We start from the raw sequence: 24,915 nt of genomic DNA on the forward strand, positions 1-24,915 counted from the left end.
GTCAGAGAGACCCGAGCTCTTGGTCGATGAGGTCGAACATCTCGTCGTCGGTGGCGGCGTCGATCCGGTCGAGGTGGACGTCGCGGCCGATGCCCGGGCCGGCGTCGGCGGGGTTCGCCGCGGCGTCCTGGTGGGTGTCGGTCCACTTCCAGAGCAGCGCCTTGAGCCGGGCGGTGACCTTGTCCCGCACCGCGTCCTGCGGTGGCAGCGCGGCCAGCTGCGCCTCCAGCCGGTCCAGTTCGCCGAGCACGGGCGGGGCCTCGGCGGTCAGCTCGAGCACGAGCTCCTTGTGCAGGAGGCGGGCGATGGCGACGGGGTTGGGGTGGTCGAAGACGAGGGTGGGCTTGAGCCGGAGCCCGGTCGCGGCCTTGAGCCGGTTGCGGAGCTCCACGGCGGTCAGGGAGTCGAAGCCGATGTCCCGGAAGGCCGTGGTGGGCTCGATGCGGGCGGCGGTGGCGTGGCCGAGGGCGGCTGCCGCTTGGTTGCGCACCAGATCCAGCAGGACCTTCTCCTGGTCGGCCTCCGGCATCCCGGCGAGGCGGCGGGCCAGGGCGGGGATCCCCGCGGCCGCGGCCTCGCCCGGCGCGGCGCCGGTGTCGCCCAAGAGGCCGCGGAAGACGGCGGGCAGCATCCCGGCGCGGGCCATGGCACGCAGTCCCGGAACGTCCAGCCGGACCGGCACGATCACCGGCCGGTCCACGGTGAGGGCGGCGTCGAACAGGGCCAGCCCCTCCGCCGGAGTGAACGGCACCACTCCGGCCCGCCCCATCCGGTTGCGGTCGGTGTCGGCGATCCGGTCGCCCATGCCGCCGTTGTCCGTCCACAGGCCCCACGCCAGCGAGGTGCCGGGCAGGCCCGCGGCCCGGCGCTGCCGCGCCAGCCCGTCCAGGAAGGCGTTCGCAGCGGCGTAGCCCGCCGCGCCGGCGCTGCCCAGGACTCCGGCCAGGGAGGAGAAGAGCACGAACGCGGAGAGGTCCAGGTCCCGGGTCAGCTCGTGCAGGTGCAGGGCCCCGTCGGTCTTCGGCCGCAGCACGGTGTCCAGGCGCTCCGGGGTCAGGGTCGTGACCACGCCGTCGTCCAGGGCCGCGGCCGCGTGCACCACGGCCACGAGCGGGTGCTCGGCCGGGACCGAGGCCAGCAGTTCCGCGAGGGCGTCCCGGTCCGCGATGTCACAGGCGGCCACGTCGACGTGCGCGCCCAGCTCGGAGAGGGTGGCGACGAGTTCGCCGACGCCTTCGGCCGCGGGGCCACGGCGACTGGCCAGCAGCAGCCTCCGTGCGCCGCGTTCGGCGACGAGGTGCCTCGCGAGCGACAGTCCGAGGCCACCGGTCGCGCCGGTGAGCAGCACGGTCCCCTCGGGATCCCACGCGTGACCGGTGGGCTCCTCGGGCAGGGTGATCCGGGCGAGGCGCGGCACGTACAGCTTTCCGTCGCGCACCGCGGCCTGCGGCTCGTCCAGCGCGGCGAGCGCCGCGGCCAGGCCGGGGTCGATGCCGCCGTTCGTGACCGAGTCGTCCGCGTCGAGGAGCAGGAGCCGGTCCGGGTGCTCGATCTGGGCCGACTTCACCAGACCGGAGACCGCGACGTGCGCGAGGTCCGGAGCCTTGCCGTCCACGCCGGTCAGGCCGACGGCACCGCGCGTCATGACCACGAGCCGCGCGTCGGAGAATCGCTCGTCGGCGACCCACTCCTGGACGGCCGACAGCACACCGGCCAGCAGGCCGCGCGTCGCTGCGGCGGCATCACCCTCGCCCGGGGCGCAGGGCAGGAGGACATGGGCAGGCGTGGCCGCACCGCCGTCGACTGCCTCGCGGAGCGCGTCGATGTCGGCGTAGGGACCCTCGTTGCCGAGGACCGCCCACTCGGTTTCGGGAGCAGTGGCGGGACCGGAAGCCGCGGTGTGCTCGACCCAGTCGACCTCGAACATCCAGTCCTGGTGCGCCACGCGCGCGGCCAGCACCTGCTGCGGGGACATCGTCCGCGTCCGAACGGAGGCGACCGAGGCGACGGGAGAGCCGTCGGCGTCGGACAGTTCGACCGCCACCGCGTCGTCGCCGGCGGGCCGGATGCGTATGCGTACGGTCCCGGACCCCGGAGTGTGCACGGACATGCCGCTCCAGGCGTAGGGCATGAGCACCTCGCCGGGGTCTTTGGCGCGGTCCGACGCCAGCATGCCGAGGGCGGCGTCCAGCAGTACGGGGTGCAGGCCGTAGCGGTCCGCCCGGTCCCGCTCCGTCACAGGCAGTGCGGCCTCGGCGTACAGCTCGTCCCCGGCGCGCCAGGCGACGCGCAGGCCCGGACGGCCCTCGACGTCCACGGGTTCGGCGCCCGTCGGCGGCCAGATCATCATGTCGAAGTCCGACGCCGGAGCGTTCCTGGTCAGCTCTCCGGTGGCGTGGCAGACCCACGGCGCTCCGGCGTCGCCTGCGGCGGGCCGGCTGAAGAGGCCCACCGAGCGCCGGTCAGGGTCGTCGCCCGCACCGACCTGCACCTGGATGCGGACGGCGCCCTGTTCGACGAGAACCAGCGGGGCGTCCACGTCCAGCTGTTCCAGGTGCGGGAACCCGGCCTGCCGTCCTGCGGACAGGGCGAGCTCCACGAACACGGCGACCGGGAGCACCGGCACGCCGCCGACCGTGTGTTCCGCGATCCAGGGCATGTCGGCCGGGGACAGCCGGCCGGTGAACAGCACGTCCTGCGCCCCGGCGGTCTCCACCACCGCGCCGAGCAGGGCGTGGCCAAAGGAGTCCAGGCCCGCCGAGGAGACGTCGAGCGCGGGCGTGCCTTCGAGCCAGTAACGCTCACGCTGGAAGGCGTACGTGGGCAGGTCGACACGGCGGGCGCCCGGGAAGAGCGCCTGCCAGTCGGGGGAGACACCGTGCGCGTGCAACTGCCCGAGGGCGCAAGTGAGCGCCTGGGGTTCGGGGCGGTCGGTACGCAGAGCGGGAACGGTGACGATGTCCGCGTCGTCGTCGACGCAGCCCTGTGCGAGAGCGCTCAGCACGCCACCGGGTCCGATCTCCACGAAGGTGGTCACACCCAGGCCGTGCAGGGTCTGGATACCGTCGGCGAAGCGCACCGCCTCACGGACGTGCCGCACCCAGTACTCGGGCGTGTACGACTCGGCCGGCCGGCCGGTGAGATTCGAGACCACCGGGATCCGCGGCTCACTGAACGTCAGACCGCGAACAACCTCTGCGAACTCCCCCAGCATCGGCTCCATCAACGGCGAGTGGAAGGCGTGACTGACCTTCAGCCGGGACGTCTTACGACCCTGACCGGCGAAGATCTCACCGACCGCGGTGACCGCGTCCTCAGCGCCGGAAACCACAACTGACCGAGGACCGTTGACCGCCGCAATCCCAACGCCGTCGGTCAGGTGCGGCAGCACCTCGTCCTCCGTCGCCTGGACCGCGACCATCGCCCCGCCGGCGGGCAGCGCCTGCATCAGTGCGGCACGGGCCGACACCAGCTTCGCCGCATCCTCGAGCGACAACACACCCGCCACATGAGCGGCCGCAATCTCACCCACCGAATGACCGGCCACATAATCCGGCCGCACACCCCACGACTCCAGCAGCCGGAACAGCGCCACCTCGACCGCGAACAACGCCGGCTGGGCGCAACCCGTCTGATGAAGCGTTTCCGCATCGACGTCGACCGGCACGTCCAAAAGCGCGCACACCTCGTCATACGCCGCAGCGAACACCGGGTACGCCTCGTACAGCTCACGCCCCATTCCCAGCCGCTGCGACCCCTGACCCGAGAACAGGAACCCGACCTTGCCCCGGTCGGCCTCGGCGCGGCCCGTCACCACCTGTGCTGCGGGCTCGCCCACTGCGAGGGCGGTCAGCCCCGCGCGCAGCTCTTCCCCGTCGGCGCCGACGACCGCCGCCCGGTGCTCGAGCGCCGAGCGGGTGACCGCCAGCGAGAACCCCACGTCGGCCGGGGACGCGGCCGCGAGGTCCACGGACGACAGCAGTCGGTGTGCCTGCTCCCGCAGCGCCTCCCCGGTCTTCGCGGAGAGTACCCACGGCACCACCGTGGTCCCCGCCAGTTCCTCGGGCACGCCCTCTCCTACGGTCGTGTCGTCGGCCTGGTCCTCCACCTCCGGTCCGGGCGCCTGCTCGAGGATGATGTGCGCGTTGGTGCCGCTGATCCCGAACGACGAGATCCCGGCTCGGCGGGGGTGGTCCGTCTCCGGCCACGTGATCGCCTCGGTCAGCAGCTCGACCGAGCCGGCCGACCAGTCGACCTGCGGGGTCGGCCGGTCCACGTGAAGCGTCTTCGGCAGCACGCCGTGCCGCATCGCCAGCACCATCTTCATCACGCCGGCAACGCCCGCCGCGGCCTGCGTGTGACCGAGGTTGGACTTCAGCGAGCCGAGCAGGAGCGGCCGTTCGCGCCCTTGCCCGTAGGTCGCGAGCAGCGCCTGCGCCTCGATCGGGTCGCCGAGGTTCGTGCCCGTGCCGTGTGCTTCGACGGCGTCGACCTCCTCGGCGGACAGCCCGGCACCGGCCAGCGCCTCGAGGATCACGCGCTGCTGCGAGGGGCCGTTGGGCGCGGTCAGGCCGTTGGACGCGCCGTCCTGGTTGACGGCGCTGCTCCGGACTACGGCGAGCACCTTGTGGCCGAGTCGGCGGGCGTCCTGCAGCCGCTCCACGAGCAACAGCCCGGCGCCTTCGGACCAGGACGCGCCGTCCGCCGCCGCCGCGAAGGACTTGCAGCGGCCGTCGGGGGCGAGTCCACGCTGGCGGCTGAACTCGACGAAGGCGCTCGGGCCCGCCATCACCGTCACGCCGCCGGCGAGCGCCATGGAGCACTCGCCGCCCCGCAGCGCCTGCACGGCGAGGTGCAGGGCGACGAGCGAGGACGAGCAGGCGGTGTCGACGGTGACCGCGGGGCCCTCGAAACCGAAGGTGTAGGCGATGCGCCCGGAGGCGACGCTGCCGGAGTTGCCGGTGCTCATCAGCCCCTCGACCCCTTCGGGGAGGACGCCGGGCGTGAAGCCGTAGTCGTGGTACATCAGGCCGGCGAAGACGCCGGTGCGGCTGCCCTTGAGACCGGCGGGGTCGATGCCCGCATGCTCGAAGGCCTCCCAGGCGGTCTCCAGCAGCAGCCGCTGCTGCGGGTCCATGGCCAGCGCCTCGCGCGGCGAGATCCCGAAGAAGTCCGCGTCGAAGTCCGCCGCGCCGCGGAGGAAGCCGCCCTGCCGGGTGTAGACCTTGCCGGGCTGCTCGGGGTCGGGGTCGTAGAGCGCGTCGACGTCCCAGCCACGGTCCTCGGGGAACTGTGAGATGGCGTCTTTGCCCTCGGCCAGCAGCCGCCACAGTTCCTCGGGGGAGCCGACGCCGCCGGGGAACCGGCAGCCCATGCCCACAATGGCGATCGGCTCCCGGTCGCGGACCTCCAGCTCGCGCACGCGCCGCCGGGCCTGGCGCAGGTCGGTGGTGGCCCGCTTGAGGTACTCCCGGAGCCTGTCTTCGTTCGTCATCGGTGTTGCCCGCCCCCTTTGGCCTGCGCAAGTTCAGGAGATGCCGAGTTCGTCGTCGAGGAGTTCGTACAGCTCCTCGTCGCTCGCCGAGCTGAGGTCGTCTTCGTCCTCGGCTCCGCCGGCGCCTCCCGGATCGGCCGGCTCGTTCCCGTTCCAGCGGGCGAGCAGCGCCTGGAGACGCATGTTGATCCTGGTTCGGGTGACGTTGTCGACGCCGTCCGCTCCGGCTCCGTCGAGGACGGCGGCGAGGCGGTCGAGCTCGTCGAAGACCGGCGCCGTACCGGCCGTGCCACCGGGGAGGTCCTTCAGCACCCGCTGCGCGAGCACCGCGGGCGTCGGACAGTCGAAGACCAGCGTCGCGGGCAGCCGCAGGCCGGTGGCCTTGTTCATGCGGTTGCGGAGCTCCACCGCGGTCAGCGAGTCGAAGCCCAGGTCGCCGAAGGCCTGGTCGGGCTGGACGGCCTTGGCCGAGCTGTGTCCGAGGACGGCGGCGACCTCGGACCGGACGAGGTCCAGCACGGCCTCTTCGCGTTCGCTCTCGGGCAGGCCCGCGATCCGCTGCGCCAGCGGTACGGAAGCCGCCCGGTCCGTACGCCGTGGCCGGCCGCCGACGAGCGCCCTGAGCAGCGGCGGCACAGGTGCGGTCGCGTTCCGCAGGGCGGCGAGGTCCAGCCGTGCCGCCACCACCACGGGCTGCTGCAGTGCGAGCGCGGCGTCGAGGAGTTCCAGGCCGTCCTCGTCGGACAGCGGGAGCACGCCGCCGCGGGCGAGCCGGGTCCGGTCGGCGCCGCCGAGGTCCTCGGTCATGGTGCCGGTGCGCTGCCACAGGCCCCACGGCAGCGACACCGCGGGCAGCTCCCGGGCCCGGCGGCGCCCGGCGAAGGCGTCCAGGAAGGCGTTGGCCGCGGCGTAGTTGGCCTGGCCGGGGGTGCCGAGCGTACCCGCGAGCGAGGAGAAGAGGACGAACGCCGACACGTCGCCCGCCAGCTCGTGCAGGTTCAACACCGCGTCGACCTTGGGACGCAGCACCGTCTCGAGGCGCTCCGGCGTGAGCGAACCGATCACGCCGTCGTCGAGGACGCCGGCCGTGTGCACCACGGCCGTCACCGGAGTGCCGGACAGCACCTCGGCGAGGGCGTCCCGGTCGGCCACGTCGCAGGCGGCCCAGCGCACTTCGGCACCCGCGGCGGTCAATTCCGCCCGGAGCTCCGCCGCACCCTCGGCGTCCGCGCCGCGCCGGCTCATCAGCAGCAGTCTGCGCACGCCGTGCCCAGCGACCAGGTGCCGGGCGACGAGCCCGCCCAGGGCGCCGGACGCGCCGGTCAGGAGCACTGTGCCGGTCCCGAAGTCCGGGGTGGCCTGTGGGGCGTCGGCGGCGGTCCTGGCGAGCCGCGGCAGCAGGAGCGCGTCGCCGCGCAGCGCCGCCTGCGGCTCCGCGCAGGCGACGAGCCGGGGGACGGCCGTCGCCGCGACCCGCTCCCCGTCGGCGTGCCCGTGGGTGTCGAGGAGAACGATGCGGTCCGGGTTCTCCGACTGTGCCGACCGGACCAGGCCCCACACGGCCGCCTGCACCGGGTCGCCCTCTGCCGGATCGTCCCCGACGGCGACCGCGCCCCGGGTCACCAGCACCAGGCGGGCGGTCCGGTCCTCGGCCAGCCACCACTGCACCAGCCGGAGCACCTCGGCGAGGACTTCCCGGACCCGTCCGGCGTCGGTGCCCTGCCCGGACGGGCAGGGGACGACGACGGCGTCCGCGTCCGCCTGCGCCCCGGTCTGCGCCGCGGGGGCGGCGAAGAGAGCGGCGATGTCGTCGTAGACCCGTACGGCCGGGGCGTTCGCGTCGGCCGGGGCGGTGAGCGGTACCCACTCCACGGTGAACAGGGAGTCCCGGGAGTTCGTGCGCAGCTGCTCGGCCGACAGCGGGCGCAGCGTCAGCGACTCCACCGATACGACGGGACGGCCCGTGTCGTCGGCGGCCTCCAGCCGTACCGTGTCCCCGCCGGCCGGGGAGAGCCGTACCCGCAGGCCCGCTGCTCCGGTTCCGTGCAGCCTGACACGGGACCACGCGAAGGGCAGCAGGGGCCCGTCGGCAGCCGGTACGAGGCCGCCGGCGCCCAGCGCATGCAGCGCGGAGTCGAGCAGGGCCGGGTGCACGCCGAACGCGTCCGCGTCCGCCCGTGCCTCGCCGGTGACGGCGAGTTCGGCGTAGACCGCGTCGTGGCCGCGCCAGGCGGCACGCAGCCCCTGGAAGAGCGGGCCGTAGCTCAGGCCGAGGTCCGCCAAGCGGTCGTAGAAGCCGTCCAGGTCCACCGGCTGGGCGTCGGCCGGAGGCCAGTTGCTCAGGTCGGTGCCGGAGGGGGCTGCGCCGGTGGCGAGGGCGCCGGTGGCGTTGCGGATCCAGGGGCCGTCCCCGGCTCGCGAATGCACGCTCAGCGGGCGGCGGCCGGAGTCGTCCTGGGCGCCCACGAGGACCTGGAGCGCGACGCCGCCGTGCTCGGGCAGCACCAGCGGTGCCTGCAGGGTGAGCTCCTCGACCAGGTCGCAGCCGGTCTCGGCCGCGGCGTGGGCGGCCAGTTCCACGAAGGCCGTGCCCGGCAGCAGCACCGTGCCCAGCACCGCGTGGTCGGCCAGCCAGGGCTGGGCCTGCAGGGACAGCAGCCCGGTCAGCAGGTGACCGCCGGCGTCCGGCACCTCCACCGCCGCGCCCAGGAACGGGTGGCAGGCGGCCTCCAGCCCGGCCGCTCGTACGTCACCGGCCGGAGCGCCCGCCTCCAGCCAGTACCGCTCGTGCTGGAACGCGTAGGTCGGGAGGTCGACGCGGCGCGCACCCGGCAGGACGGCGTCCCAGTCGATGCCGACGCCGTGCACGTGGGCCTGTGCCAGGGAGAGCATCAGCCGGTGGTGTCCGCCGTCGCCGCGGCGCAGCGTCGGTACGACCGCGGCCTCCGCCTCGGCGGCCTCGATGGCGTCCTGGATGCCCGCCAGCTGCACGGGGTGCGGGCTGACTTCGACGAACACGTCGTGCCCGTCGGCCAGAGCGGCCCGGATCGCGTCGTGGAACCGCACCGTCTGCCGCATGTTGCGGTACCAGTAGCCGGAGCCGAGCTCGTCCGCGTCCAGCTTCCCGCCCGTCACCGTGGAGTAGAAGGGCACGGAGCCGGGGAGGGGGCTGATACCGACGAACCCCTCACTCGCCTGCGCTTCGACGCGTTCGATCTGCGGCGAGTGCGCGGCGTAGTCGACGGCGACCTTGCGGGCCTGGACGCCGTCCTGTTCGCAGTGTGCGAGGAGTTCCTCCAGGGCGTCGGTGTCCCCGGAGACCACGACGGTCCCGGGCCCGTTCACCGCGCCGATGCCGAGGCGGCCGGCCCACCGGCCGATCAGTTCCTGCGCCTCCTCGTCCGGGAGCGTCACCGAGGCCATACCGCCGCGGCCCTGCAGTTCGCGCACCGCGAGGCTGCGCTGCGCCACGATGCGCGCCCCGTCCTCCAGACGGACCGCTCCGGCGATCACGGCCGCGGAGACCTCGCCCTGGGAGTGCCCGACGACCGCGTCGGGGGTCACTCCGAAGGAGCGCCACACCTCGGCCAGGGCGACCGTCATCGCCCACAGCACGGGCTGCAGCACGTCGACCCGGTCCTGCTCGACATCGGCCGTGCCACGCAGCACCGCGGTCAGCGACCAGTCCACGTGCGGCGCGAGGGCGCGCTCGCAGGCGTCGATCCGGTCGCGGAAGGCCGGGGAGGTCTCCAGCAGTTCGGCGGCCATGCCCACCCACTGCGCCCCCTGCCCGGGGAAGACGAAGACCGTCTTGCCGCCGGCGCGTGCGGTGCCGGTCAGCACGCCGGGCGGCGTGGCGCCGCCGGCGACACCGGCCAGTCCCTGCCGGAGTTCCTCGGGGGTCTGCGCGACCACCACGGCGCGGTGTTCGAAGGCCGCCCTGGTCGTGGCCAGCGAGTACGCCGCGTCGGCCGCCGGGGCGGCCTCGCCGTCGTTGTCACTGTCGTTGTCGTCCAGGAAGGACGCGAGGCGGGCGGCCTGCGCCCGCAGCGCTGCTTCGGTCCTGCCGGAGAGCACCCAGGGCACGGCCGCTCCGGAGTCGGAGGCCGGCGGCGGTGCCTCGGGCGCGGGGGCCTGTTCGATGATGGTGTGGGCGTTGGTGCCGCTGACGCCGAAGGACGACACGGCAGCACGGCGCGGGCGGTCCGACCCGGGCCAGTCGACGGCCTCGGTCAGCAGCCGGATGTCACCGGCCGACCAGTCCACGTGCGGTGTGGGTTCGTCGACGTGCAGGGTCTGCGGGAGGACGCCGTGGCGCATGGCCATGACCATCTTGATCACACCGGCGACACCCGCGGCGGCCTGGGTGTGACCGATGTTGGACTTCAGCGAGCCCAGCCACAGCGGCTGTCCTTCGGGCCGCTCCTGGCCGTACGTGGCGAGGAGCGCCTGCGCCTCGATCGGGTCGCCGAGCCGCGTGCCCGTGCCGTGGGCCTCGACGGCGTCCACGTCGGCCGGCGTGAGCCCGGCGGACGCCAGCGCCTGCCGGATCACCCGCTGCTGCGAGGGGCCGTTGGGCGCGGTCAGACCGTTGGACGCACCGTCCTGGTTCACCGCACTGCCGCGGACCAACGCCAGCACCTGGTGCCCGTTCCGACGGGCGTCGGACAACCGTTCCACCAGCAGCAGACCGACACCCTCGCCCCAGCCCGTGCCGTCGGCACCGGCCGCGAACGCCTTGCACCGGCCGTCGGGCGACAGCCCGCGCTGCCGGCTGAACTCCACGAAGACCGTCGGGCCGGCCATGACCGTGACGCCGCCGGCCAGCGCCATCGTGCACTCGCCGCTCCGCAGTGCCTGGACGGCCAGGTGCAGGGCGACGAGCGAAGACGAGCAGGCCGTGTCGATCGTGACCGCGGGGCCCTCCAGGCCGAAGGTGTAGGACACGCGCCCGGAGGCGACGCTGCCGGAGCCTCCGGTGGTGAGCAGGCCCTCGACGCCCTCGGGCAGTTCGCGCGGGCCCTGGCCGTAGTCGTGGTACATCAGGCCGGTGAAGACGCCGGTACGGCTGCCCCGGATGGTCGCCGGGTCGATCCCGGCGCGTTCGAACGCCTCCCAGGACGCCTCCAGCAGCAGCCGCTGCTGCGGGTCCATCGCCAGCGCCTCGCGGGGGCTGATGCCGAAGAAGCCGGCGTCGAACTCGGCCGCCTCGTGCAGGAACCCGCCGTGGCGCGCGTAGGTCTTGCCGAGGTGCTCGGGGTCGGGGTCGTAGAGCCCGTCGACGTCCCAGCCGCGGTTGTCCGGGAACCGGGAGATGCCGTCCCGGCCGGAGGCCACCAGCCGCCACAGGTCCTCCGGCGAGCGCACCCCGCCCGGGAGGCGGCAGCTCATGCCGACGATCGCGATCGGCTCGTCGGCGGCGGCCGCGGTCCGCCGCGCGGTCGCGTCCGTGGCGGCCGGGGCGTCGCCGAGGAGTTCGGTGCCGAGGTGCCGGGCGAGGGCGGCGGGGGTGGGGTGGTCGAAGACGAGGGTGGCGGGCAGGCGCAGTCCGGCGGCGGTGGACAGCCGGTTGCGCAGCTCCACGGCCGTCAGTGAGTCGAAGCCCAGGTCCTGGAAGGCGTGCGCGGGCTGGACGGCCCGGGGCGAGGAGTGCCCGAGCACCGCGGCGACCTCGGCCCGGACCAGTTCCAGGAGGGCCTCGTCGCGCTCGTCACCGGCCAGCCCGGCGAGGCGTTCGGCCAGGGATCCGGTGGCGGCGCGCTGGGCGGTGCCGCGCATGGAGCCGGGGACGAGTCCGCGCAGCATGGCCGGTACGGTTCCTGCCGCCCGGTTCCGCAGGGCGGCGGTGTCGAGGCGGACCGGCACGAGCGCCGGCTCGTCCGAGGCGAGCGCCGCGTCGAACAGCCGCAGGCCGTCCTCGGTGGACAGCGGCAGGACACCGGAACGCGCCATTCGCGACCTGCCCGCCTCGTCGAGGGCGTCGGCCATGGCGCCCTCCTGCTCCCACGGCCCCCACGCCAGCGAGATGGTGGGCCGCCCCTGGGCGCGGCGGTGCCGGGCGAAGGCGTCGAGGAAGGCGTTGGCCGCGGCGTAGTTGCCCTGACCGGGGTTGCCGAAGACGCCCGCGGCGGAGGAGAACAGCACGAACGCCGTGCTCCGGCCGGTGAGCTCGTCCAGGTTGAGCACGGCGTCGGCCTTGGGCGCGAGGACGGCGTCCACGCGCTCTGGGGTCAGCGCGGCGACCACGCCGTCGTCGAGCACGCCGGCGGTGTGCACGACGGAGTCGACCGGGGTGGCGGCCAGCAGCCGGGCGAGGGCGTCACGGTCGGCGAGGTCGCAGGCGGCCCACGTCGCTTCGGCGCCGAGCGCCGCGAGTTCGGCCTTCAGGTCCGCGGCGCCCGGGGCGTCCGCGCCGCGGCGGCTGACGAGCAGCAGCCGGCGCACGCCGTGTCCGGTCACCAGGTGCCGGGCGAGGGTTCCACCCAGCGCGCCGGAGGCGCCGGTGAGCAGCACGGTGCCGAGGCCGGGGGCGGCGCCCTCGGCGAGGGCTGAAGCCGTGCCCTCGGCCAGGGCGGAGGCGGCTTCGTCCGCGGGGCTGGTGGCCGCGTCCTCCCTTGCCGGGGAGGCGGCGCGGGCCAGGCGCGGTGCGCCGGCCTCCCCTTCGCGGACGACGACGTGGGGCTCGCCGGACAGCACGACGCCGGGCACGAGCGCGGCCGCCTCGTCCGGGCGGTCGGTTTCGAGCAGCACGATCCGGCCGGGGTTCTCCGCCTGGGCCGAGCGCACCAGTCCACCCGCCGCCGCGTGCGCGAGGTCGTCACAGCGCGCCACCAGCACGAGGCGCGACGTCCGGTCCTCGGCGAACCAGCGCTGAACCAGCCGAAGCACCTCGGTGATGACCGCACGGACCCGCTCGGCCCGGGTCGCCCCTTCCGGGCCGTCAGGGCACGGGAGGACGACCACGTCCGGCTGCGACGCCACGTCGACGTCAGCCAGGGCGGCGATGTCCGGGACGTACGCGACCGCCGTCCCGTCCGCGTCGTCGGAGGGCAGGGTCAGCGGCGCCCACTCGACGGTGAACATCGCGTCACCGGAGCGCCTGCGGAGCCGCTCGGCCGACATCGCGCGCAGGGTCAGCGACTCGACGAACGCCACCGGCTCGCCGGCGCCGTCGGCCACCAGCAGGGACACCGCGTCCGTACCGGCCGGCGCCACCCTGACCCGTAGGGCGGACGCGCCCATGGCGTGCACGGACACCCCGGACCAGGCGAACGGCAGGAGCGGCGCGTCCGCCTCGGCGACGAGGGAGCCGCCCGCGCCGATCGCGTGCAGCGCCGCGTCCAGCAGCGCCGGGTGCAGGAGGAAGGAACCGGTGTCCGTGCCGTCGGGGAGGGCGACCTCCGCGAAGACTTCCTCGCCCGCGCGCCAGGCGCGCCGCAGTCCACGGAACGTCGGTCCGTAGGCCAGGCCGAGGGCGGCCAGCCGGTCGTAGAAGCCGTCGAGGTCAACCGGCTCGGAGCCCGTCGGCGGCCACACCGTGAGCGCCCGGTCGGCGGCCGCGGCGCCCGCCTCTTCGGTCCCTTCGGTGACGAAGCCGGTCGCGTGGCGGACCCACGGCAGATCGGCACCGTCCTCAGGGCGAGAGTGCACGGTCAGCGGCCTGCGGCCGGTACCGTCGGCCGCGCCGACCCACACCTGGACCGCGACGCCACCCTGCTCGGACACCACCAGGGGCGCTTCCAGGGTGAGGTCCTCCAGCAGTTCGCAGCCGGCTTCGTCGGCGGCGCGCACGGCCAGTTCGACGAACGCGGTGCCCGGCAGCAGCACGGTTCCGAGTACGGCGTGGTCGCTCAGCCACGGGTGCGTGCGCAGGGACAGCCGGCCGGTCAGCAGCCGCTCGTCGCCGCCGGCCAGGGAGACGGCGGCGCCCAGCAGCGGGTGGCCGGCCGAGCCCAGGCCGGCGGCGCGGACGTCACCAGGAGCGGCCGGTGAGGTGTCGAGCCAGTAGCGCGCGTACTGGAAGGCGTAGGTGGGCAGGTCGACGCGGCGGGCGCCGGGGAAGAAGGCGTGCCAGTTTGGGGAGACGCCGTGCGCGTGCAGTTCGGAGACGGCGGCGACGAGTGCGGCCCGCTCGGGGCGGTCGGCGCGCAGGGCGGGCACGGTGACCACGTCGCCGTCCAGGCAGCCCTGGGCGAGGGCGCTCAGCACGCCGCCCGGGCCGATCTCCACGAACGTGGTCACACCCAGGTCGTTCAGCGTCCGGACGCCGTCGGCGAAGCGGACCGCCTCGCGGACGTGCCGGACCCAGTATTCCGGGGTGTACGGCTCGGCCAGGCGGCCGGTGAGATGGGAGACCACCGGAATCTGCGGCTTCTCGAAGGTCAGCCCGCGGACGACCTGAGCGAACTCCTCCAGCATGGGGTCCATCAGCGGCGAGTGGAACGCGTGGCTGACCTTCAGCCGGGAGGTTTTGCGGCCCTGCTGCCGGAAGACCTCGGCGATCGCGGCGACCGCGTCCTCGGCTCCGGATACCACGACGGACCGCGGACCGTTGATCGCCGCGATCCCGACGCCGTCGGTGAGGTGCGGAAGGATTTCGTCCTCGGTGGCCTGGACGGCGATCATTGCACCGCCGGCGGGCAGCGCCTGCATGAGGCGAGCGCGGGCGGACACCAGCTTCGCGGCGTCGTCGAGCGACAGCACCCCGGCCACGTGCGCGGCCGCGATCTCGCCCACGGAGTGACCGGCCACGTAGTCCGGCCGGATGCCCCACGATTCCAGGAGCCGGAACAGCGCCACCTCGACCGCGAAGAGTGCGGGCTGGGCTTCGCCCGTGCGGTGCAGTTCCTCCGAGTCGACGTCGACCGCGGCGTCGAGGTGCGCGCAGACCTCGTCGTACGCGGCGGCGAACGCCGGGTAGGACGCGTACAGCTCGCGCCCCATACCCAGGCGCTGCGAGCCCTGGCCGGAGAAGAGGAACCCGACGCGCCCGCCGGCGCCGGCGAGGCCGCGCGCGACGCCCGGGGCCGGGGAGCCGGACGCCACGGCCCGCAGCCCCGCGGCGAGTTCTGCCGCCGTCTCGCCCTGGACCACCGCGCGGTGCTCCAAGGCCGTGCGCGTCGTGGCGAGCGAGAACGCCACGTCGAGCGGGGGGACTTCGGCGTCCGTGCGGGACAGCAGGCGTTCGGCCTGTGCGCGCAGGGCCTCCTCGGTCTTGCCGGAGAGCACCCACGGCACCGGTCCGCCCTCGGCCGGGCGCTCGGCCTCCGGGACGACGGCCTCGGCGCTCTCCGCGCCTTCCTCCGGCGCTTCCGGGGCCACGGTGTCCTGTGCGAACGCTTCGGCCGACGGGGCTTCCTCGATGATCGTGTGCGCGTTGGTGCCGCTGATCCCGAAGGAGGAGATGCCGGCCCGGCGCGGCTGGTCCGACGCCGGCCAGGGCGTGCGCTCGGTGAGCAGCCGTACGGCGCCCGCCGACCAGTCGACGTGCGGGGACGGCGCGTCGACGTGCAGCGTGCGGGGCAGTTCGCCGTGGCGCATGGCCATGACCATCTTGATGATGCCCGCCACACCGGCCGCGGCCTGGGTGTGGCCGATGTTGGACTTGATCGAGCCCAGCAGCAGTGGCTTGTCGTCGGGACGGCCCTGTCCGTACGTCGCGAGGAGCGCCTGCGCCTCGATCGGGTCGCCGAGCCGGGTGCCCGTGCCGTGCGCCTCCACCGCATCGACCTGTGCGGTGGTCAGCTGGGCGGCGGCCAGGGCCTGGCGGATCACTCGCTGCTGGGACGGGCCGTTGGGGGCGGTCAGGCCGTTGGACGCGCCGTCCTGGTTGACGGCGGAGCCCCGGACGACCGCGAGGACCTCGTGTCCGTTGCGGCGGGCGTCCGAGAGGCGTTCCACGAGCAGCAGGCCGGCGCCCTCGCCCCAGCCGGTGCCGTCGGCGCCGGCCGCGAACGCCTTGCAGCGGCCGTCGGGCGCCAGTCCGCGCTGGCGGCTGAAGCCGACGAAGGTGGCGGGGCCGACCATCGCGGTGACACCGCCCGCCACGGCCAGCGAGCACTCGCCGTTGCGCAGCGACTGGACGGCCAGGTGCAGGGCCACCAGGGACGACGAGCAGGCCGTGTCGACCGTGACGGCCGGGCCTTCGAGGCCGAAGGTGTAGGCCACCCGGCCCGAGGCGACACTGCCCGAGGTACCCGTCCCCAGATAACCCTCCAGGTCCTCCGGGGAGTTCTGGAGGGCGGCGAGGAACTCGTGGTTCATCACTCCGGCGAACACGCCGGTCCTGCTCCCCGCCAGCGAGGCGGCATCGATGCCGGCCCGCTCGAAGAGCTCCCACGACGTTTCCAGAAGCAGCCGCTGCTGGGGGTCCATGGCGAGCGCCTCGCGGGGCGAGATCCCGAAGAGGCCGGCGTCGAACCGCGCCAGGTCGCCCAGGAACGCGCCCTCGCGGGCGTAGCTGGTGCCGCGGGACTCCGGGTCCGGATCGTAGAGCGCGTCCAGGTCCCAGCCGCGGTCGGCGGGGAACTCCGAGACGGCGTCGCGGCCGCCCGCGACCAACTCCCACAGGTCCTCGGGCGAGTCGACCCCTCCCGGGTAGCGGCAGCTCATGCCGATGATGGCCACCGGTTCGCCGGCGGCGTCCTCGTAGTCACGAAGGCGCCGCCGGGTCTCCTGGAGATCTGCGGTGACTCGCTTCAGGAAATAGCGGAGCTTGTCCTCGTTCGCCACCGAAATCGTCCCTCACCCCTGCGAAGACTTACCGGAATTCGGCAAGGGGTCACCGGGACGCGCCGAAGCGGTCAGGAAATCCCGAATTCCTTGCCGAGCAGATTGAATACTTCGTCGTCCGTGGCCGATTCCAGATCGCTGCCGCCCATACCAGGGCCTTCCTGGGCGAGCGCCTTGCCGGATTCACCGGCAATCGCCAATACGGCCTGGAGCTTTGCCAGGATCAGGTCGCGAGCTCCACTCTCCGACAACTTCGTGACCAATTCTTGTTCAACCCTGTCCAGGTCGGCAAGTAGGGAATCCACTAGGGCCGGTTCGGCCGCGCCCGCCATCTCCGTGTGCACGTGCCGGGCCAGGAGAGCGGGTGTCGGGTAGTCGAAGACCAGCGTCGCGGGGAACCGCAGCCCGGTGGTCTTGTTCAGCCGGTTGCGCAGTTCGACGGCAGTGAGGGAGTCGAACCCCAGGTCCTGGAAGGCGTGTTCCGGCCGGACCGTACGGTCCGACGCGTGCCCCAGGACCGCGGCCACCTCGGCCCGGACCAGGTCCAGCACGGTCTTCTCCCGCTCGGTCTGCGGCAGCCCCTCCAGGCGCTCGGCCAGCGAGGACGCGGAGGGAGCGGCGGAGGCCTGCGCGGTCCTCCGGGCGGCCGCGGCCGGCACGAGGGCGCGCAGCACCGGTGGTGCCTCACTGGCGCGCAGCGCGCCGGTGTCGATGCGGACCGGGGCGAGTACCGCCTCGTGCGAAGCCAGTGCCGCGTCGAACAGCCGCAGCCCCTCCTCCGGCGGCAGCGGCAGCACGCCGCTGCGCGCCATCCGCGCCCGGTCGGCCTCGGCGAGGCCGTCCGTCATCGCACCGGACTGCTCCCACACACCCCATGCCAGCGATGTGGCGGGCAGCCCTTCTCGGCGCCGGAGCGCCGAGAAGGCGTCGAGGAAGGAATTCGCCGCCGCGTAACTCGCCTGACCGGCGCTGCCGACCATGCCGGCGACGGACGAGAACATCACGAAGGCGGCCAGGCCCATTCTCCGGGTGCACTCGTGCAGGTTCAGCACGGCGTCCACCTTGGGGCGGAAGACCTCCCTCATCCTCGCCGGTGTGACCGAGGCGACGATCCCGTCGTCGAGAACACCCGCGGTGTGCACGACGGCCGACAGCGCATGCTCGCCGAGCCCGTCCAGCATTCCGGAGACGGCCTCCCTGTCCGCGACGTCGCAGGCCGCCCAGGTGACCTCGGCTCCCCCTGCGGCCAGTTCGGCCTCCAGCTCGGCCGCACCGGGAGCCTCCGCGCCCCGGCGGCTCGCCAGCAGGAGCCGGCGCACCTTGTGCTCGGACACCAGGTGCCGTGCGACGAGCGCGCCCAGCGACCCGGAGGCACCGGTCACGAGGACGGTGCCGTCGGCGAGGTCCGGCAGGTCGGCGGCGGCGTCGGCGGTCCCGGTGGCCTTCGCCAGGCGCGGCACGAACACCTCCCCGTCGCGGACCGCGAACTGCGGCTCACCGGAGGCGAGCGCGGCGGGCAGCACACGGACCGCCTCGTCGGTGTCCTCGGCCTCCACCAGCACGATCCGGTCCGGGTTCTCCGACTGCGCAGACCGCACAAGCCCCCACACCGCAGCATGAGCCAGATCGCCCGGACGCGTCACCAAGACCAGACGCCCCGCACGCTCCTCCGCCAACCACCACTGCACCAACGCCAGAACCTCGCTCGCGATGCCGTGCACGCGGTCCGCGGTCTCCGTACCGGACCCCGCCGGGCACGGAACGACCGTGACCACCGCGACATCGGGAAGGGCCCGCTCGGCGGACAGAGCGGCCAGGTCCGCGTACCTCCGTACGTCGAGTCCGGCGGCAGTGTCAGCCTCCGCAAGGGGCACGGGTTGCCATGCGAGGCCGAACAGCGAGTCGTGGGCGCGCCTGCCGGAGCCGCCCGCCGCGAGCAGTTGCTCGCGCGACACCGGCCGCAGCGACAGCGAGCCGACCGTGGCCACCAGACCACCCGAGGGGTCGGCCACGGTCAGCGACACCGCGTCCGTACCGGTGCGAGAGACCTTGACCCGCAGCGCCGTCGCCCCCGCGGCCCGCACACCCACTTCGGACCAGGCGAAGGGCAGCAGCGGCCCGTCGACGACGGGGACGAGCCCGCCCGCGCCGATCGCGTGGAGCGCCGCGTCCAGCAGCGCCGGATGAACGGCGAACGCGCCCGCCTCCGTGCCCTCGGGCAGGGCCACCTCGGCGAGGACATCGTCCCCGCTGCGCCACACCGACCGCAGGCCGCGGAAGACCGGGCCGTAGCCCAGGCCGAGTCCGTCCAGGCCCTCGTAGAACCCGGTCAGGTCGACGGCCTCCGCACCCGCCGGCGGCCACGCGCCGAGGTCCGCGCCGTGCGGCGGCTCGGGCAGCGCGTCCGTCAGGAAGCCGACCGCGTGCCGCACCCACGGCGCGTCGTCCGGGGCGTCCTCCCGTCGCGAGTGCACGCTCAGCGCGCGCCTGCCCGGCTCCTCCTCGGCCCCGACCCACACCTGTACGGCCACACCGCCGCGGTCCGGGACGATCAGCGGTTCTTCCAGTGTCAGGTCCTCGACCTGTGCACAGCCGGCCTCGTCGCCCGCACGCACCGCCAGCTCCACGAGCGCGGTACCCGGCAGCAGGACGCTGTCCATGACCGTGTGGTCGGCGAGCCAGGGGTGCGTCTTGAGGGAGAGCCGCCCGGTGACCAGGTACCCGCCGGCGCCGGGCAGCGCGACCGCCGCACCGGCCAACGGGTGCTCCGCCGCCCCCAGTCCGAGCCCGGTGGCAGCCGCTGTGCCGGTGTACTCCTCGGGCGCTTCCAGCCAGAGGCGCTCGTACTGGAAGGCGTAGGTCGGCAGGTCGACGCGCCGGGCGCCCGGGAAGAGCGCCCGCCAGTCGGGGGAGACGCCATGGGCGTGCAGCTCGGCGAGCGCGGTGACGACGGCCTGCGGCTCGGGGCGGTCGGTCCGTACGACGGGGACGGTGACGATGTCGCCCTCGAGGCAGCCCTGGGCGAGGGCGCTGAGCACGCCGCCGGGGCCGATCTCGACGAACGTGGTCACGCCCAGCTCGTGCAGGGTGTGCAGGCCGTCGGCGAAGCGGACCGCCTCGCGGACGTGCCGCACCCAGTACTCGGGGGTGTACGGCTCGGCCAGCCGGCCGGTGAGGTTCGACACGACGGGAATCCGCGGCTCGTTGAAGACCAGACCGCGAACAGCCGCAGCGAACTCCTCCAGCATGGGGTCCATCAGCGGCGAGTGGAAGGCGTGGCTGACCTTCAGCCGGGACGTCTTACGACCCCGCTCCCGGAAGGCCTCGCCGATGGCGACGACCACGTCCTCGGCACCGGAGACCACGACGGACCGCGGGCCGTTGACCGCCGCGATACCGACGCCGTCGGTGAGATGTGGCAGCACCTCGTCCTCGGTCGCCTGGACGGCGACCATCGCCCCGCCGGCGGGCAGGGCCTGCATCAGTGCGGCACGAGCGGACACCAGTTTCGCCGCGTCCTCGAGCGACAGCACCCCCGCCACGTGCGCGGCCGCGATCTCGCCGACCGAGTGACCGGCCACGTAGTCCGGCCGGATGCCCCACGATTCGAGAAGCCGGAACAGGGCGACCTCGACGGCGAAGAGCGCGGGCTGCGTCGAACCCGTCTGGTTGAGCTCCTCGGAGTCGACGTCGACGGGCGCGTCCACAAGCGCGCACACCTCGTCGTACGCCGCAGCGAACACCGGGAAAGCATCGTAGAGTTCGCGCCCCATGCCGATCCTCTGCGAGCCCTGACCCGAGAACAAGAACCCTGACTTGCCGCCGGTGCCCGGATCACCCAGGACGACCCGGGTGGACGGGGACCCCGCGGCCAGCGCGCGGAGCCCTTCCAGGAGTTCGTCCCGGCTCTCCCCCACCACGGCGGCCCGATGCTCCATGGCCGAGCGTGTGGTGGCGAGCGAGAAGCCGATGTCGGCCGGCTGCAGGTCCGTCTCCGGGACCAGGGACAGCAGGCGCTCCGCCTGTGCCCGCAGCGCCGCCTCCGTCCTGCCCGACAGCACCCACGGCACGGCCTTGCCGGAGTCGGGCACGGGCGGCGGCTCCGCCGTGTCGGAAGCCTGTTCGACGATCACGTGGGCGTTGGTGCCGCTGATGCCGAAGGATGACACGGCGGCCCGGCGCGGGTGACCGGTCTCCGGCCACTCCATGGCCTCGGTCAGCAGCCGGACATCACCGGCCGACCAGTCCACGTGCGGCGTCGGCTCGTCGACGTGCAGGGTCCGCGGCAGCACACCGTGCCGCATCGCCATGACCATCTTGATCACACCACCGACACCCGCAGCCGCCTGCGCGTGGCCGATGTTCGACTTCAGGGAGCCCAGCCACAACGGCCGGTCCCCAGGCCGCTCCTGACCATACGTGGCGATCAGCGCCTGCGCCTCGATCGGGTCACCCAGCTTCGTCCCCGTACCGTGCGCCTCCACCGCGTCGACCTGATCCGAGGACACACCGGCGTTGGCCAGCGCCTGCCGGATCACCCGCTGCTGCGAGGGCCCGTTCGGGGCCGTCAGACCGTTCGACGCGCCGTCCTGGTTCACCGCGGTGCCGCGGACCACCGCCAGCACCGTGTGCCCGTTGCGCCGGGCGTCGGACAGCCGCTCCACCAGCAGCATGCCCGCGCCCTCGGCCCAGCCCGTACCATCCGCGCCGGCCGCGAACGCCTTGCACCGGCCGTCCGCCGACAAGCCGCGCTGACGGCTGAACTCCACGAACGTCGAGGGAGTCGCCATGACGGTGACGCCGCCGACCAGCGCCATCGAGCACTCGCCGCTGCGCAGCGCCTGGGTCGCCAGGTGCAGCGCCACCAGCGAGGACGAACACGCCGTGTCGACCGTGACCGCCGGCCCCTCGAGCCCGAACGTGTACGAGACCCGGCCGGAGGCAATGCTGCCCGCGCTGCCGCTGCCCAGGTAGGCGTCCATGCCCTCCGGAGCCGTTTTCACGCGCCCGCCGTAGTCGTGGTACATCACGCCGGCGAAGACACCGGTCCTGCTGCCCCGCACCGTCGCCGGGTCGATCCCGGCCCGCTCGAACGCCTCCCACGACGTCTCCAGCAGCAACCGCTGCTGCGGATCCATCGCCAGCGCCTCACGCGGCGAGATCCCGAAGAAGGCCGGGTCGAACTCGGCAGCCTCGTGGAGGAAGCCGCCGTGGCGCACGTAGGACTTGCCGGAGCGTTCGGGGTCCGGGTCGTAGAGGTTCTCGACATCCCAGCCGCGGTCCTCGGGGAATCCCGAGATCGCGTCGCCGCCGGAGGCGACGAGGCGCCACAGGTCTTCGGGCGACCGCACGTCACCGGGGAACCGGCAGGCCATGCCCACGATCGCGATCGGCTCGTCCGTCCCGGGCACCGCGGCGACCGGGGCGTTCGACTGTTCCTGGACGCCCAGCGTCTCGGCCAGCAGGAAGCGGGAGAGCGCGACGGGCGTGGGGTGGTCGAAGACCATGGTCGCGGGGAGCCGCAGCCCGGTCACCGCGTTCAGCCGGTTGCGGAGTTCCACCGAGGTGAGCGAGTCGAAACCGGCGTCCTGGAAAGCGTGTTCCGGCTGGACGGCCCGGGCCGAGGCGTGGCCGAGCACAGCGGCGACCTCGGTACGCACCAGGTCCAGCACCACCTGCTCGCGCTCGGCCTCCGCCAGCCCGGCCAGCCGCTGACCCAGCGATCCCTTCGGCGCGGTCCGCGCCGTGCGCCGCGGGGTGCCCCGTACGGGACCGCGCAGCCCGCGCAGGACCGGCGGCACCGGGCCCTGCAGCCCGCCCAGGTCCAGCCGCAGCGGGGCGACGGCGGCCCGGTCCAGGGCCAGCGCCGCGTCGAACAGCCGCAGTCCTTCGTCGACGGCTATCGGGACGAGGCCCACCCGCTTGAGCCGGGTGAGGTCCGCCTGGGCGAGCCGGTCGGCCATGCCGCTGCCCTGCTCCCACAGGCCCCACGCCAGTGACATGGCGGTGAGACCCTGGGCGCGGCGGGCTTCGGCGAAGGCATCGAGGAAGGTGTTCGCCGCCGCGTAATTGCCCTGTCCCGCGCTGCCCAGGATTCCGGACACCGAGGAGAACACGACGAACGCCGACAGGTCGCTCGTCAGCTCATGGAGGTTGAGCACGGCGTCGACCTTCGGGCGCAGCACCTTCTCCATGCGCTCCGGGGTGAGCGTGGCGATCACGCCGTCGTCGAGGACGCCGGCGGTGTGCACCACGGCCGTCACCGGAGTGCCGGACAGCACCTCGGCGAGGGCGTCCCGGTCGGCCGCGTCGCAAGCCGCCCAGCGCACCTCGGCGCCCCACGCGGCCAGTTCGGCCTCCAACTCGACCGCGCCGGGGGCCTCCGCGCCGCGCCGGCTGAGCAGCAGCAGGCTGCGCACGCCGTGCTCGGCGACCAAGTGCCGGGCGATGAGCCCGCCCAGCGCACCGGACGCACCGGTCAGCAGGACGGGGCCGGCGCCGAAGTCCGGCGTGCCGGTGGCGGTCCCGGTGGCCTGCACCAGGCGCGGCACGAACACCTCCCCGTCGCGGACCGCGAACTGCGGCTCACCGGAGGCGAGCGCGGCGGGCAGCACACGGACCGCCTCGTCGGTGTCCTCGGCCTCCACCAGCACGATCCGGTCCGGGTTCTCCGACTGCGCAGACCGCACAAGCCCCCACACCGCAGCATGAGCCAGATCGCCCGGACGCGTCACCAAGACCAGACGCCCCGCACGCTCCTCCGCCAACCACCACTGCACCAACGCCAGAACCTCGCTCGCGATGCCGTGCACGCGGTCCGCGGTCTCCGTACCGGACCCCGCCGGGCACGGAACGACGACGACGTCCGGTGTCCCTTCCGACTCCCGCAACGCGTCGACGTCCGCGACAGTCTCGATCATCAGCGCGTCGGTGGCGGAGGGGAGAGTGAACGGCGTCCACTCCAGCCCGAACAGCTGATCGCCGCCACCGGCACCGCGCACGTGCTGTGCCGAGACAGCCCGCAACGACAGCGACTCGACCGAGGCCACCGGCTCACCGGCGCCATCGACTACGGCCAGCGTCACCGAACCGGTGGCCGTCCGCGACAGCTTCACCCGCACCATCGCCGCCCGGGCCGCCTGCACGAAGACGCCGGACCACGCGAACGGCAGGGCCGGGCCGTCGTCCAGCGACACCAGCCCCCCGGCGGCCAGTGCGTGCAGGGCGGCGTCCAGCAGCGCCGGGTGCAGGGCGAACGCCGCCGCCTCGGCAGCCGACTCATCCGGCAGCTCGACCTCGGCGAAGACGTCGTCCCCGACACGCCACACCGAGCGCAGGCCTTGGAAGACCGGACCGTAGTCCACGCCCGCAGCGGCCATATCGTCGTAGAACGCCGTGAGGTCGACGGCCTCCCCACCAGCCGGCGGCCACGCGCCGAGGTCCGCAGCGGGCGGTGCCTCTGCCGAGGACAGCACACCCGTCGCGTGCCGCAGCCACGAACCGTCGTCGACGCGCGAGTGCACGCTCAGCTGCCGCCGGCCTGACTCGTCCTCCGGGCCGGCAGCCACCTGAAGGGTGACGCCACCGCGCTCGGGCAGGACCAGGGGAAGCTCAAGGATGAGGTCTTCGATCCATCCGCACCCCGTCTCGTCGCCCGCCCGGATCGCCAACTCGACGAACGCGGTGCCGGGCAGCAGAACGGTCCCGTTCACGGCGTGGTCGGCGAGCCAGGGGTGGGTTTCGAGGGAGAGCAGCCCGGTGAGCAGGACCCCGTCGGTGTCGGCCGTCGCAATCGCGGCACCGAGCAGCGGATGGTCCGCCGCTCCCAGGCCGGCGGCCCGGACGTCACCGGACGCTTGGGGAACGTCGAGCCAGTAGCGCTCGCGCTGGAAGGCGTACGTGGGCAGGTCGACGCGCCGGGCGCCCGGGAAGAGCGCCTGCCAGTCGGGGGAGATGCCGTGGGTGTGCAGCCGCCCGATCGCGGTGACGAGCGCGTACGGCTCGGGGCGGTCGGCGCGCAGGACGGGAACCGTGACGATGTCTGTGCCGTCGTCGAAGCAGCCCTGGGTGAGGGCGCTGAGGACGCCGCCGGGGCCGATCTCGACGAACGTGGTCACGCCCAGCTCGTGCAGGGTCCGCACGCCGTCGGCGAAGCGCACCGCCTCGCGGACGTGCCGCACCCAGTACTCGGACGTGTACGACTCGGCCGGCCGGCCGGTGAGATTCGAGACCACCGGGATCCGCGGCTCACTGAACGTCAGACCGCGAACAACCTCTGCGAACTCCCCCAGCATCGGGTCCATCAACGGCGAGTGGAAGGCGTGACTGACCTTCAACCGGGACGTCTTGCGGCCTTGCTGCGCGAAGACCTCGGCGATGTCGAGAACGGCATCCTCGGAGCCGGAAAGCACGACGGACCGAGGCCCGTTGATCGCCGCGATGCCGACCTCGTCGGTCAGGTGCGGCAGCACTTCCGCCTCGGTGGCCTGGATCGCGACCATCGCCCCGCCGGCGGGCAGGGCCTGCATCAGTGCGGCACGCGCCGACACCAGCTTCGCCGCATCCTCGAGCGACAACACACCCGCCACATGAGCAGCCGCAATCTCACCCACCGAATGACCGGCCACATAGTCCGGCCGGATGCCCCACGATTCGAGAAGCCGGAACAGGGCGACCTCGACGGCGAACAA

The 24,915-nt window shown here is 73.7% G+C and carries 2 protein-coding genes and 1 pseudogene; all 3 read right to left on the reverse strand.

The window, feature by feature from the left end:
• Nucleotide 1: 1 nt before the first annotated feature.
• Nucleotides 2-5,455 (reverse strand): annotated as a pseudogene (locus tag ACFZDC_RS35320) (SDR family NAD(P)-dependent oxidoreductase); the annotation flags it as partial.
• A 72-nt stretch (nt 5,456-5,527) separates the two neighbouring features.
• Nucleotides 5,528-16,225 carry an SDR family NAD(P)-dependent oxidoreductase gene (locus tag ACFZDC_RS35325; protein ID WP_391330292.1) on the reverse strand — a complete coding sequence of 3,566 codons (10,698 nt, stop codon included), beginning with the start codon at nt 16,223-16,225 and terminating at the stop codon, nt 5,528-5,530.
• A 71-nt stretch (nt 16,226-16,296) separates the two neighbouring features.
• A partial coding sequence (locus tag ACFZDC_RS35330; protein WP_391330293.1) for an SDR family NAD(P)-dependent oxidoreductase occupies nt 16,297-24,915 on the reverse strand: 8,619 nt, incomplete at its 5' end.

It is taken from the genome of Streptomyces sp. NPDC007905, from assembly GCF_042959345.1.
GTDB lineage: Bacteria > Actinomycetota > Actinomycetes > Streptomycetales > Streptomycetaceae > Streptomyces.